Below are 13,231 nucleotides of genomic sequence, written 5' to 3'. Positions count from 1 at the left end.
TCGGGGCGACGGGGGAGGGACGACCTGTGATCCGGATCCACTTCACCGCTGCCGATTTCGCCCTGGTCAGCTTCGCCCGCAGACCGGCCCCCTTGCAGGAGCTGAACGCGGCCCTCGCGACGATGGTGCTGGCCCACGACGACGATCCGCTGCTCGGCCGCTGGCGGCAGCGGCTGCTGCGGTCCCTGCCGGACGCCGCCCGGCCGTTGGCGGACCTGGTGCCGGCGGGCCGGGCGGCCGGGGACGGATCCGCCCAGCACGGGGGCGACGCGGCGGCCCGCCCGTCGCCCCCGTGCTGGGCGGGCGGGAGCAACGCCGGGGACCCGCGCGCCGGGGAGGTGCTGCGGCGTGCCCAGTTCGCCGCCTTCGAGGCGGTCGTACGGCCCGTGTGGTCCCGCGTCGAGGACCTGCACCGCGCGGAGTTCACCCGGTACGCGCTGACCGTCGCCGAGCAGGGGCTGGGCGCCGCGGTCGGCGGGCTCGTGCCCGGCGCCCGGCTGCGGGACGGCACGGTGTGGGAGTGCGAAGCGCCCGGGGCGCACCGGGACCTGGAGCTGAAGGGGCGGGGGCTGGTGCTTCAGCCCACCTTCCACTGGACCGCGGGCCCGCTGGTCGCGGAGCCGCCGTCGGGCGCTCCGGTGCTGACGTATCCGGCCGGCCCCGGGCTCCCGCTGGAGCCGGCGGAGGACGCGCCCTGCGCGCTGGTCGCGGTGCTGGGCCGGACGCGCTGTTCGATGCTGCTGCTGCTCGCCGAGGAGCACACCACCCGTTCGCTGGCACGCCGACTGGAGCTGAGCGACGCCACGGTGTCCGCCCACGCCGCGGCGCTGCGGGGCGCCGGGCTGATCACGACCGTACGCGCGGGGCGGACGGTGCTGCACCGGCGGACGCCGCTGGGCAGTCTGCTGATCCGGCGCACCCTGTGACGCGGTGCCGGGTCACGCCCGGGTCATAACGGACTCTTGACGTGCTCTCTGGCCTCAATGTCCAGGGATTCCGGTCTGGGTCGGTTGACCTGTCCGGGGGCTTCCTGCTTCACCGCGCTGTGCCGGGGCTTTCGTCCTGGTCTTACCTGCGCTCCACGAGGCGTTTAGTGTCTCCGCCCGTCCGGCGGCGACGATTCGGCGTCCTTCGAAGAGGACGTTGCGTGCTGCGTTGTGGTCGCGATCGTGCACGGTGTGGCACGCGCCGCACGTCCACTGGCGGACGTGGAGTGGCTTGGGTCCGTCCCGGAACCCGCAGGCCGAGCAGACCTGAGAGGAGGGGAAGGCCCGGTGCACTTTGACGAAGGTACGGCCGTACTTGACCGCCTTGTACTCCAGCATGCCGACGAACGCGGACCATCCTGCGTCGTGCACGGACTGGCGAGCCGGGTGCGGCCGAGGCCGGACACCGCGAGGTCTTCCACATACACCGCTTGGTTGTCGCGCATGATCTGTGTGGATGCCTTGTGGTGCCAGTCCCGGCGCCGGTCGGCCACCTTGGTGTGCTGGCGGGCGACCTTGATACGGGCCTTGGCCCGGTTCTTCGACCCTTTGGCCTTGCGGGACAGCTCCCGCTGAAGGCGCTTGAGTTTCTTCTCCGCCCTGCGCAGGAAGCGCGGGCTGTCGATCTTCCGGCCGCCGGACAGGACGGCGAAGGCGGACAGGCCGAGGTCGATCCCGGTGTCGGTCTCCAGGGCGGGGAGGATGTCCGGCTCGGTGTCCACGACGAAGCTGAGGAAGTACCGGCCGGAGCTGTCCTTGGTGACGGTCAGGGACGTGGGTGCGGCCGGAAGCCGGCGGGACCACGTGACCTTGAGGCTGCCGACCTTGGCCACGTACACGGTGCCGTCATCCTGGAGGGAGAAGGCGTTGGTGTTGAGTCGGATCGACTGCCGGGTGTCCTTCTTCGATTTGTACCGGGGCGGCCCCATCTTGCGGCCCTGCCGCTTGCCCTTGAGACTGTCGAAGAAGTTCTTGTAGGCGGTGTCCAGGTCCCGCAGAGACTGTTGCAGGACGACCGCCGACACATCAGCGAGCCAGGCGCGTTCCTCGGTGCGCTTGGCCTGGGTGATGCGAAGCCGAGACAGATCCGCCGACTTCACATACGGCAGCCCCGCCGCGTGCGCTTCCTTACGGTCGCGCAAGCAGTCGTTCCACACCACGCGGGCACATCCGAACGCACGTGCCAGCGCATGGCGCTGGGAGGCGTCCGGGTAGGCCCGGAAGTTGTAGCGGAGCCGCATGACAGAGATGCTATATGCGATCGACCGCATGAGTATGCAGAACGCAAGGTGTGCGAGGACTTCGAAGCGGGGCTGAAGGGAGTTCAACGGCGAACGCGACCATGTCCACCTCCTGATGCACTACCTGCCGAAGGCGGCCGTCTCCAAGCTGGTCAACAGCCTCACGGGCGCCGGATACGCCAGGAGCACGACACGCACATCCGCCGATACTCGTGGGGCGGACACTTCCGGTCCGGTCCCCACTTCGCCGGGTCCTGCGGCGGGGCATCGCTCACGACCATCCGCCAGTACATCGGGAACCAGAACCGGCCCAGCTCGTGGCGGTGGCGCTGGGCGAGCGCGGTGAAGACCGCTTCGTCGCCCGTGCGGATCGCCTCCACCGACGGTTCGTCGGCCGGCTGCGTACGGTCGTGGCTGCGCATGCCCCTTTCGCATCACCCCGCTCCGTCACGGTCCCCCCGGCGGGGCTCCCACGCGGCTGTTCCGGCGGGCGCGGGTCCCGCCGCGGATGGGTGCGCGGTGATGGCGTCTGCGGCTGCTCGCGCAGTTCCCCGCGCCCCTAAATCCCCTGTCCCGCAGGTGAACGCCAGGGGAAGCGAAACAGGGGCGCTGGGGGTCCCCCCACGCCCTCTGGGCGTGGGGGGCGGAACTGCGCGACAAGCCCCCACCGGACCGCGGTCGCCGAGATCGCTCAACCCTCACGGCGGGACCGCGTCTGCGGAGTGCACGCCCGGAGCGCCTATGATCGAGGCGATCAAACATCAGCAATCCGATAAGGGGAACGCATCAATGGCCGGGGCGAACCGGGACGCGCACCCGCGCAAGGGCGCACCGTCGAGCAGGGGCGTGCAGGGCGGCAAGGGCGTGCAGGCCGGGCGGGGGCGGCAGCCCAGCTTGGCGCAGCTCCGCGCCTTCGCCGCCGTCGCCGAGCACCTGCACTTCCGCGACGCCGCCGCGGCCATCGGCACCAGCCAGCCCGCGCTCTCCGGCGCGGTGTCCGCGCTGGAGGAGGCGCTGGGGGTGCAGTTGGTGGAGCGCACCACCCGCAAGGTGCTGCTCTCCCCCGCCGGTGAACGGCTCGCGGCCCGCGCCAAGGCGGTGCTGGACGCGGTCGGCGAGCTGCTGGAGGAAGCGGAGGCGGTACGGGCGCCGTTCACCGGTGTGCTGCGGCTCGGGGTGATCCCCACCGTCGCGCCGTACCTGTTGCCGAGCGTCCTCAAGCTGGTCCAGGACGCCTATCCGGACCTCGACCTCCAGGTGCACGAGGAGCAGACGTCCTCGCTGTTGGACGGGCTGGCCGCGGGCCGGCTCGACCTGCTGCTGCTCGCGGTGCCGCTCGGTGTGCCCGGCGTCACCGAACTTCCGCTCTTCGACGAGGACTTCGTGCTCGTCACGCCCGACGAGCACTGGCTCGGCGGGCGCACCGACATCCCGCGGGAGGCGCTGCGCGAGCTGCCCCTGCTGCTGCTCGACGAGGGCCACTGCCTGCGCGACCAGGCCCTGGACGTGTGCCGGGAGGCGGGGCGGGGGCCGGACACCCCGGTGACCACGACCGCCGCCGGATTGGCCACCCTGGTCCAGCTCGTCGCGGGCGGTCTGGGGGTGACGCTGCTGCCGCGGACCGCCGTGGAGGTGGAGACGGGGCGCGGCGCGCTGCGCACGGGGTACTTCGCGGACCCCGCGCCCTCGCGCCGGATCGCCCTGGCGATGCGGACCGGGGCCGCACGCCAGGGCGAGTTCGAGGAGTTCGCGCGGGCGCTGCGGGCGGCGCTGGCCGCGTTGCCCGTACGGCTGCACGCGCCGCCGGCCGCCCGCCCGCCGCTGGACGGGGACGGGCCAGCCGACGACGGCGCCCGTCCCGGGGTCACTCGGTGCGCAGCCCCTCGGGGCGCATCATCCGGTACAGCGGGGGCGTGCTGAGCGCGGTCACCAGCAGCACCACCCCGAACCCGGCCCCCGCCACCGGCAGGAACACCCACCACTGGGCGACCTCGCGCTCCACCAGCTGCAGCATGGTCGCGCCGAGGACGAGTCCGCCGACGACCGCCAGCACGGTGCCGAGGACGACGGGCACTGCGGTCTGCCACAGCACGGACCAGGCGATGGTGGACCGTCGGGTGCCGAAGGCGACCAGCACGGACAGCAGCCGGCGCCGCTCGCGCAGTTGCTCGATCTGGGCGACCAGCATGGAGGCGGCGATCAGCAGCATCGTCACCACCGACCCGACCAGCAGCCCGGTCCGCACGTCGGCGTACTGGCTGTCGGTCTCGACGGTCTGGATCGTCGTCACCGTGATGGTGGGGTCGATCCGGGCGGCGGTCGCGCGGACGTTCTCCCGGGCATCGGTCACGGAGTCGTCGACCTGCACCAGCACCTGGGCGCCTGCGCGGCCCAACGCGTCCACGTCGACGGCGCCGGGGGTGGCGAAGATGCCGGCGTTCTCGCTGCCCACCGGGTCGCGGCGGGCGGCGACCGTCCGGGTGTCCGCGGGCAGCGTCCAGCGCTGCACCGCCCCTTCGCCGCGACCGCCGGCACGGGGGCCGTCGGGTTCGTCGGGGTCGTCGAGGAGCACCTGGCCGCCCTTGGCGACGACGCCTTCGATGGTCCCCGCGCTGCCCGGCTTCCGCTCGGTGCTGCGCACCTCGAAGGTGTCGCCGTCCGCGCAGGACGTGATGACGGCCAGTTCGCGCAGGTCGGCGCAGGTGCCCACGATCAGCGGCACGCTCTCGCGGGAGGTGTCGACCGGAGCCTCGGTCGAGTAGACGAAGCCTCGGACGGTGCCGTTGACGGCGCGGACGCCCTCGGTGCCGCGCAGGTCGGCGACCGTCCGCGCGGCGAGCGCTGCGGTGGTGTGCTCGGACCCGACGGTGAGCTGGGCGCGCACCAGGTCCGCGCCGGTGGACTTCTGGAAGTCGCCCTCGACGCCGGCGAAGAGCATCTGCAGGGCGATCGCCCCGGCGACGGCGACCATGATCCCGCTGACCGCGCGGGCGGCCGGGCCTCCGCTGAGCTGGAGCCTGCGGACCGCGAGCTGCCAGGGCACCGGCCCACCCGCGAACCGCTTGACCAGCGCCTCCACCAGCCAGGGCAGCAGGGTGGTCAGCCCGACGAGCACCAGCACGGCGCCGCCGGCGATCGCGTACATCTCGGCATCGGTCTCGACCGGACCGCTGGAGTCCTGGCTCGCCAGCAGCAGCGCCAGACCGGCCGCCGGCAACAGCAGTCGCCACCACAGCCGCCGCGGCTTGTCGCCGGTGTGCCGTACGACGCCCAGCGGTTCGATGGTGACCGTGCGCAGGGCGAAGAGGGTGACTCCGACGGCGGCGGCGGGCACCGCGACGACGACCAGCGCGCCCAGGGCGGGCAGCGGGACGACGTCGGAGGGGAAGGCCCCCATGCCGAACAGGTTGAAGGAGGCGGCGAAGGCGCGGACCACGGCGAACAGCCCGATGCCGACGGCCAGCCCGATCAGGGCGCCGAAGAGCGCCTCGCCGGCGGCGATCCGCCGGGTCATGCGGATGTCGGCGCCGACCAGTCGCAGCGCGGCCAGCCTGCGGTCGCGGCGCTCGCCGCCGATGCGGACGGCGGTGGCCACGAAGATGGCGACCGGCACCAGCAGCACCACGCAGATGAAGACCATCAGGACCACCAGCACCGGATCGAGCCCGGCGATCGGGGCGTACATCCCGTACCCCTTGACCCGCGTCCCGCCGTTGTCGACGGTCAGGGTGGAGCTGCCGAGGTAGTAGCGCAGCTCGTCGGGGTCGAGCAACCCGCGATCGCCGATGGTGCCGGCGATCGGGTGGTCCAGCCGGTCGGCGAGCGCCTTGCCCTCGGCGGAGCGCAGCAGTTCGGCGAGGGCCGGCGAGACGACCATCTCGCCCGGTCCCGGCATCGACCGGACGCCCGGCGGCAGGACGGGGTCGGCGCCGTCCGCGCGCATGACCTCGCCGCCGATCGCCTCGTCGCGGTACTCGGTGTTCGCCATCGCGAGCACGACGGTGCTGTCCGTGGGCTTCGCCACGGGCCCCTCCGGCGCGCCGGCCGAGATCCAGTAGCGGGACTCCTCCCGGTCGTCGCGGTTCTCCACCATCCGGGGCACGGAGGCGGCGAACAGCAGCGTCGCGACCCCGACGCCCACGCCGAGCGCGGTCAGTACGGTGCGGGTCCAGCCCTCCCGACCGCCGGTCGCCCCGAAGCGCAGGCCGAGGGCGAGGTCGCGCGCCCAGTCCCGTACGGCCGTGCGGCCCCGTGCGGTCATACGGCGTGCTCCAGATCCCGGGACTTGCCGTCGCGCACCACGATCTCGCGGTCCGCGTAGGCGGCGACGCGCGGCTCGTGGGTGACGAGGACGACGGCGGTGTTGGCGGCGCGGGCCGCTTCGGTGAACAGCTCCATGACGCGTTCGCCGTTGAGGGAGTCGAGCGCGCCGGTGGGCTCGTCGGCGAAGAGCACGCGCGGGGAGGTGACCAGGGAGCGGGCGACGGCGACGCGTTGCCCCTGTCCGCCGGAGACCTCGCCGGGCCGCTTGCCGCCGACGTCCGCGACCTCCAGGCGCTCCAGCCACTCCCGGGCCACGGTCTCGGCGTGCTTGCGCCGGGCGCCGGCCAGGCGCAGCGGCAGGGCGACGTTCTCCGTGCACGTCAGCTCGGGGACCAACTGCCCGAACTGGAACACGAAGCCGAACTCGGTGCGGCGCAGCAGGCTGCGCTCGCGGTCCGACAGGGACGTCAGTTCGCGGCCCTGGTAGCGGATGGAGCCGGAGTCGGGGGGAACGATCCCGGCGAGGCAGTGCAGCAGCGTCGACTTGCCGGAGCCGGAGGGCCCCATGACGGCGACGACCTCGCCGGCGTGGATGGAGAAGTGCGCGCCGTCGAGCGCGGGCGTGGGCCCGTACGCCTTGTGCAGCGCCTCCGCAGCGAGCAGGGAACCTTCGGGGGTCACGCGCCGACCTCCTTGGCGAGCTTGTCGAGGCGGGCTGCGGCCAGTTCCAGCCAGCGCAGGTCGGCCTCCAGATGGAACAGGGCGTGGTCGCAGATGAGCTGGTCCACGAGGTCGCCGCGGCGCTTGCGGTCGGTGAGGACGCGCATGGTGCGGATGTGCTCGGCCCGCTGGGTGTCGAGGAGGTCCGCGGCGCTGCGCCCGGTGAGCAGGGCGAGGACGACCTTGGTGTAGAGGACGGACTGGAGGTACGGCTCGGGGGCCTCGGGGCGCGACAGCCACGCGCCGACGTCGGTGATCCCGGCGTCGGTGATCGCGTACCGCTTGCGCTCGGGCCCGTCTCCGGCCTCTATGCCGTCGACCTCGACGAGGCCGTTCTTCAGCAGCCGGGACATGGTCGAGTAGACCTGGCCGTAGTGCAGGGGCTTGTCGTGACCGAACTTCTCGTCGAAGGCCCGCTTGAGGTCGTAGCCGTGGCGGGGGCCCGATTCCAGAAGCCCTAGGAGGGTGTGACCGATGGACATGCCGATCACTATACACATGCCGTATACACCGCGTGTATACATGGCATGGATAGCTCCTGACCTGCTGCTTGATCTTCATCGAGGGAGGCAAATCATCAGCAGCGGCGGCGCGCTCGGGCGGGTATCACCGACGGCGGGCGTCGAACGGCGTTGGGAGTTGGCCGGTTCCCGCCCCTACGATCGCCACGTGATCTACCTCATCGGCGGCCCTCCGCGCGTCGGCAAGAGCACCCTCGCCTGGATGCTCCTGGAGCGGGCCGGACTTCCGAACGTCCCCACCGACGCCCTCGTCTCGATGCTCCAGCACGCCGCCCCCGAACACGGCGTCCGGCACGGCGACCACCCCGACAAGGCGGTCCCGGCCCAGCCCTTCCTGCACGCCTTCCTGCGCGCGGTCGCCGACGGCCTCGACCCCGCCGACCCGACCGACGGATACGTGGTGGAGGGCGACGTCGTCACCCCCGCCACGGTCGCCGCCCTGGCGGCGGAGCAGATCCCCGCGACCGCGGTCTTCCTCGGCAGCACCACCCTGACCGCCGCCCACCTGTCCGCCGCCGCGGACGACTGGCTCACCGGCTCCCCCGCCGCGGAGTACGAGCGCACGGCGGCCTGGATCAGGGAGCGCAGCACCGCCCTGCGCACCCAGTGCGAGACCGCGGGCCACGTCTTCGTCGACACCGGCCACGCCCACGAGGAAGCACTGGAGTTCGCGTACGAGGCCCTGACGGGCCGCACCTGAGCCCGCCCCGAGCGCACCGCCCGAAGGGCCGGATTGATCGGGCGAGCGAATCACACTGACCAGATTGATCAATTTCACCGGTGATCCCGGGTGTGACAGGGTGCCTTTTGTCCAACCCCTCAGCACCATGGAGTGACCTGTGCTCACTGTCGGCGACCAGTTCCCCACCTTCGAATTGACTGCCTGCGTCTCCCTGGAGAGCGGCAAGGAGTTCGAGGTCATCAACCACAAGTCCTACGAGGGCAAGTGGAAGGTCGTCTTCGCCTGGCCGAAGGACTTCACCTTCGTCTGCCCGACCGAGATCGCCGCCTTCGGCAAGCTGAACGACGAGTTCGCCGACCGCGACGCGCAGGTGCTCGGCTTCTCCGGCGACTCGGAGTTCGTCCACCACGCCTGGCGCAAGGACCACGCCGACCTGCGTGACCTGCCCTTCCCGATGCTGGCCGACTCGAAGCACGAGCTCATGCGGGACCTCGGCATCGAGGGCGAGGACGGCTTCGCCCAGCGCGCCGTCTTCATCGTCGACCCGAACAACGAGATCCAGTTCACCATGGTGACCGCCGGGTCCGTGGGCCGTAACCCCAAGGAGGTCCTGCGGGTCCTCGACGCCCTGCAGACCGACGAGCTGTGCCCCTGCAACTGGAGCAAGGGCGAGGACACCCTGGACGCCGTCGCCCTGCTGGCCGGTGAGTGACGCATGTCGCTGGACGCCCTGAAGTCCGCCATACCGGACTACGCCAAGGACCTGAAGCTCAACCTCGGCTCGGTCATCGGCAACAACGACAAGCTCTCGCAGCAGCAGCTGTGGGGCACCGTCCTCGCCACGGCGATCGCCTCCCGCAGCCCGATCGCGCTGCGCGAGCTGGAGCCCGAGGCGAAGGCGAACCTCTCCCCCGAGGCGTATGACGCCGCCAAGGCCGCCGCGGCGATCATGGCGATGAACAACGTCTTCTACCGCACGCGCCACCTGCTGTCGGACCCGGAGTACGGGACGCTGCGCGCCGGGCTGCGGATGAACGTCATCGGCAACCCGGGCGTGGAGAAGGTCGACTTCGAGCTGTGGTCGCTCGCCGTCTCCGCCGTCAACGGCTGCGGCCAGTGCCTGGACTCGCACGAGCAGGTGCTGCGCAAGGCGGGCGTGGACCGCGAGACGGTCCAGGAGGCGGTCAAGATCGCCTCCGTCGTCCAGGCCGTGGGCACCACCCTCGAAGCCGAGGCCGTGCTCGCCGGCTGAGCCGGCACCGCGCGCACGACGGCGAAGAGCCCGTACGACTCCGGTCGTACGGGCCCTTCCTGTTGCCGCGGCGCCGTCAGGTGCGGCGCGCGGCCAGCACGTGCACCGTGCCGTCCTCGGTGAGCGCGACGAGCCGGTCCCCGCTCACCGCGAGCGCCGACGCGACGCCCGAGCCCAGGTCGTACGAGGCGACCTGCCGGCCGGTCGCCCGGTCCAGGACCAGCAGCCGGCCGTCCCACGTGCCGACGTACACGTGCCGGTCGGTCACCAGCGGGTGCACGGCGGGCGATCCGTCCCCGGCCGTGCAGCCCGCCGCCGCCCGCCACGGGTCGTCGAGCGGGCTCTCCCCGCGCAGGTGTCCCGTCTTCGTCTGCCACACCGGCCGCGCCGGGTCGGCCGCCGCGGTGTCGTAGGCGCGCACCACTCCGTCCCGACCCGCGACGTACGCCGTGGTGCCGTGCACCGCGGGGCCGGTCAGCGGGGCCCGGCCCGGCTCGCAGACGCTGCCGCCGCCGAGCTGCGCCGCCCACCGCACGGCGCCGGTCTTCGGGTCGTGCCCACGGGTGCCGTACGCGGTGTGCGTGACGAGTTCGCCGCCGTCGGCGGTGAGCGCGGGAGAGGAGTGGCTGTCGATGTCGCCGGCCGTGTCCTGCACCCAGAGCTGGCGGCAGGTCGCGAGGTCCATCGCGAGCACGGTGTTGGACGAGGAGGAGTGCAGATACGCGGTGTCGGTGCCCGGCATCCGGACCGCGGTGCTGTGGCTCTGCCCCCAGGACGCCGCCGCGGAGAAGCCGCCGGGCAGCAGTGCGCCGGTGCGGGCGTCCCGGCAGCGGACGGCGTTCCAGTCCTGGTAGACGGCGACGGAACGGGCCGCCCCCGCGCCCTCGTCCGCCAGGGCGAAGACGCTCACCGGGCCGCCCGCGCGGCCGTAGCGGCGCACGGTGTCCCCCGTCTTCGTCTCCCGGTCGATGCCCTCCCACGCCACGCGCCCGGTCTTCGCGTCCAGCGCGTAGATCCGGCCGACGCCGGTGGTCAGGTACACCCGCCCGGCGCTGAGCGTGGGCGCGGACTCCGCGTCCCCGTCGAGGTAGGTGCGCCACAGCTCGCGCCCGGACGCCAGGTCGTAGGCGAGCGCCATGCTGTACGGGGAGTCGAAGGCGCGCGAGGTGACGATCAGCCGGCCGTCGGCGACGACGGACCCGTTGAGGTTGAACTGCTCGCCCGTGTGCTGGATCCACGCCGCGTCGAGCACGGCGCCCGGCGCGTCCCCGGAGGCGCCGCCTCCCGTCTCGTCGCCGCCCTGGCGCAGCCAGTCCTGCCCGCCACGGGGCTTGTCGAGGTCCTTGTCGGGCACGACGCGGAAGGTGGAGCGCTGCCGCGGGAACTCCCTGCCGCGGGTGTCGTGGATCCGCACCTGCGCGGTGTACGTCCCCGGCCGCAGCCCGGTCAGCTCGCCACTCGCCCGCGTCCAGGCGCCGCGCGGGTCCGGACAGGGTTCGGACGTCGCGGTGCCGGGCGCCCGGTAGCAGTTCTCGATCCGGGGGCGGGCCGCGTTCGCGCCGAAGCGGACGGCCTGGGTCCGTACGACCTTGTCGCGCGCGTCGCGCACGGTCACGGTCGCGGTGGCGGGGGTGCGGCCGTCGTCCTCCGCGTACGCCTCGACGGGCACGCCGGCCTTCGCGCCGTGGACGGCGCCGTCGGCGGGGCTGACGAGCGCGGAGTCGTCGTCGACGTCGAACTGCCGGTGGACGCCGCCCACGTGGCCGGTGTCCTCGTTCTCCTTCGTCCGCGGGTCGTCGGTGACCCCGCTGAAGTCGAGGACCTTGTAGTCGGGGCGGGCGCCGTCGATGCCGTACGTGCCCTGGTTGTTGACCTCCACGGAGCGCCGGAAGGCACCCCGGCGGAACTCGGACTGCTGGTTGTGGCCGGCGGCCGTCATCCGCACGTCGTACCGGGCGAGTTCGTCGACGACCGGTTGCATGCCGGCGCCGGGGCCCCACTGGGTGAACAGCGAGCGGTGCGCGAAGACGAGGACCTGCTTGCCGACCGCGTTGCGGGCGAGGTCCCGCTTGAGCCATTCGAGCTGCGGCTTCAGTCCGCTGGCGTCGTAGTTGTCCTCCAGGACGACGACGTGGCGGCCGTTGCGGTCGAAGCTGTACCACTCGGGGCCGAGGTTGCGCCGGTAGTACTCCATGCTGCCGGCGTAGCCTTCGGACGCCGCGGTGCCGCCGAAGTCGTGGTTGCCGATCACCGGGTAGAAGGGGTGGCCGAGGCGGCCCTCCACCAGGCCCTTGCGGAAGAGGTCGTAGCCGCCCTGGCGGCGGGGTTCGGCCGCGTAGTCGGTGACGGTGAGGTCCCCGGTGGCGATCTGCATCGTGGCGCCGTCGACCTCGGACATGGCGCGGACCTGACCGGTCCACTGCGGCAGGACCCGACGGGCCTCGTCGTCGGTGCGGTTGCCGACCTCGGTGTCGGAGTTCATCACCCACGTCTCGGTGGGGTTCGCCGCGTTGCGGTCGGGGACGAGGGCGAAGTCCACACCGCTCGCCCCGGTCTCCGGCACCCGCTGGAAGAACCGGGGCACCCAGTCGTCGCGCAGGACGGGGGTGTGGCCGTCGGGCGAGACGACGTGCACGAGGTCGGTCTCGCGCCGGGTCGGGTCGATGGCGATGGAGTACGTGCCGTCGGCGCGGCTGGTGGCCCACGCCGCGCCGTCGGTGACGTCGACCCCGCCCATCGGGCGTTCGCCGCGGTCCCGCTCGCCGTTGCCGTTGGCGTCCTTGAAGACGGTGCCGGTGACGGTGACCGCGGCCGGGTCCTCGTCGGGGGCGGCGACCGCGGCCTGCGGTGCGAGGGAGGCGAGGGCGAGGGAGGCGACGGTCGCGACGCGGATGCGGCGGCGGGCGGCCGGGTGCCCGCCGCGTACCAGCCGGGGCAGGAACCAGGCGGCGAGCAGCAGGGCGAGACCGGCGGCGGTGACGAGGGCGACGGTGAGCCAGGGGAAGGAGGGCCGCTCGTGGGCGCCCCGGGCGTCGACGAGCGGCGTCCGGGCGGTGGCGTCCACGGTCGTGCCGTCGAACTCGGTGACGACCTGGGTCAGTCCGGCCGCGGCCAGCAGTGCGGTGAGGTCGAGGGAGGCGACCCGACAGTCCCAGGCCAGTTCCACCACGACGCCGTCGTGGACGCCGCCGGCGTCGCCGGGGGTGCCGGATCCGGTGGCGGTGCAGCCCGCGGCCGGGGCCGTGAGCAGACCGGCGGCCCAGGCGCCGGCCCGGTCGGCGGGGACGACGTCCCGGTGCACGACGAGGCGGGCACTGCTGGTCCGGTCTCCGCTGGTGACGACGAGTTCGGCCTGGTCACGGGCGACGTGCGCGGCGGCGGGCTGGGCCGCGACGCCCCACAGCAGGAACAGCAGCCCGAGACAGAGCCCGGCCGCCGTGCTTGTTCGTCTCATACGGCCGGACGCTAGCCAGCGAACGACCCTTTCCAGCCACCCCCGCAACGAACTTCACCGCCGCGCCCGGAACTGTTCAATCCGGTCACCGGGACGTCATCTCCACCGGCGG

10 protein-coding genes and 2 pseudogenes are annotated in these 13,231 nt (G+C 72.7%); 6 read left to right on the top strand and 6 right to left on the bottom strand.

The window, feature by feature from the left end:
- The first annotated feature begins 26 nt into the window (after nt 1–26).
- Nucleotides 27–926 (top strand): helix-turn-helix domain-containing protein, encoded by a 900-nt coding sequence (locus tag AB0E05_RS10325; protein WP_361961357.1) that lies wholly within the window; start codon nt 27–29, stop codon nt 924–926.
- A gap of 54 nt (nt 927–980) precedes the next feature.
- Here the strand turns inward: AB0E05_RS10325 and AB0E05_RS10320 are convergent.
- A pseudogene (locus AB0E05_RS10320) lies at nt 981–2,227 on the bottom strand (RNA-guided endonuclease TnpB family protein).
- Nucleotides 2,228–2,269: 42 nt separating this feature from the next.
- On the opposite strand from AB0E05_RS10320, the pseudogene AB0E05_RS10315 reads away from it, so the two are divergent.
- Nucleotides 2,270–2,390, top strand: a pseudogene (locus AB0E05_RS10315) (transposase); the annotation flags it as partial.
- Here AB0E05_RS10315 and AB0E05_RS10310 read toward each other — a convergent pair.
- Nucleotides 2,389–2,649, bottom strand: a complete 261-nt coding sequence (locus tag AB0E05_RS10310; protein ID WP_361961546.1) for a hypothetical protein — start codon at nt 2,647–2,649, stop codon at nt 2,389–2,391. The pseudogene AB0E05_RS10315 and the gene AB0E05_RS10310 overlap by 2 nt on opposite strands.
- A 367-nt stretch (nt 2,650–3,016) precedes the next feature.
- Here AB0E05_RS10310 and AB0E05_RS10305 point away from each other — a divergent pair, with 367 nt between their 5' ends.
- Nucleotides 3,017–4,147, top strand: coding sequence for a hydrogen peroxide-inducible genes activator (locus AB0E05_RS10305; protein WP_361961355.1), 1,131 nt, complete (start codon nt 3,017–3,019; stop codon nt 4,145–4,147).
- On the opposite strand, the gene AB0E05_RS10300 is transcribed toward AB0E05_RS10305, so the two are convergent.
- From AB0E05_RS10300 to AB0E05_RS10290, 3 genes are read right to left on the bottom strand one after another with little or no spacing between them, the layout of a single operon-like run.
- Complete coding sequence (locus AB0E05_RS10300; RefSeq protein WP_361961353.1) at nt 4,092–6,488, bottom strand: FtsX-like permease family protein; 2,397 nt, start codon at nt 6,486–6,488, stop codon at nt 4,092–4,094. The two genes, AB0E05_RS10305 and AB0E05_RS10300, sit on opposite strands and share 56 nt — an antisense overlap.
- Nucleotides 6,485–7,171: an ABC transporter ATP-binding protein gene (locus AB0E05_RS10295; protein WP_361961351.1), complete on the bottom strand. Its 687-nt coding sequence runs from the start codon at nt 7,169–7,171 to the stop codon at nt 6,485–6,487. Before AB0E05_RS10295 ends, AB0E05_RS10300 begins: the two co-directional genes overlap by 4 nt.
- Nucleotides 7,168–7,692: a PadR family transcriptional regulator gene (locus tag AB0E05_RS10290; protein ID WP_361961348.1), complete on the bottom strand. Its 525-nt coding sequence runs from the start codon at nt 7,690–7,692 to the stop codon at nt 7,168–7,170. Before AB0E05_RS10290 ends, AB0E05_RS10295 begins: the two co-directional genes overlap by 4 nt.
- A gap of 187 nt (nt 7,693–7,879) precedes the next feature.
- Here AB0E05_RS10290 and AB0E05_RS10285 point away from each other — a divergent pair, with 187 nt between their 5' ends.
- The 3 genes from AB0E05_RS10285 to AB0E05_RS10275 all read left to right on the top strand — a co-directional run bounded on the left by AB0E05_RS10285 (nt 7,880) and on the right by AB0E05_RS10275 (nt 9,665).
- Complete coding sequence (locus tag AB0E05_RS10285) at nt 7,880–8,431, top strand: hypothetical protein (RefSeq protein WP_361961346.1); 552 nt, start codon at nt 7,880–7,882, stop codon at nt 8,429–8,431.
- Nucleotides 8,432–8,570: 139 nt separating this feature from the next.
- The gene (locus tag AB0E05_RS10280) at nt 8,571–9,125 is read left to right on the top strand and encodes a peroxiredoxin (protein ID WP_361961344.1); all 555 of its coding nucleotides are present in this window, start codon (nt 8,571–8,573) and stop codon (nt 9,123–9,125) included.
- Nucleotides 9,126–9,128: 3 nt separating this feature from the next.
- Nucleotides 9,129–9,665, top strand: a complete 537-nt coding sequence (locus AB0E05_RS10275) for an alkyl hydroperoxide reductase (RefSeq protein WP_361529841.1) — start codon at nt 9,129–9,131, stop codon at nt 9,663–9,665.
- Nucleotides 9,666–9,741: 76 nt separating this feature from the next.
- Here AB0E05_RS10275 and AB0E05_RS10270 read toward each other — a convergent pair whose 3' ends face one another.
- Complete coding sequence (locus AB0E05_RS10270) at nt 9,742–13,119, bottom strand: PQQ-binding-like beta-propeller repeat protein (RefSeq protein ID WP_361961341.1); 3,378 nt, start codon at nt 13,117–13,119, stop codon at nt 9,742–9,744.
- Nucleotides 13,120–13,231 lie beyond the last annotated feature (112 nt).

The sequence above is a fragment of the Streptomyces sp. NPDC048057 genome (genome assembly GCF_040653095.1).
In the GTDB taxonomy this organism is placed as follows: Bacteria; Actinomycetota; Actinomycetes; order Streptomycetales; family Streptomycetaceae; genus Streptomyces.
The sequence above is the reverse complement of the archived record's forward strand: the minus strand, read 5'-3'. Positions and strand labels throughout refer to the sequence as shown.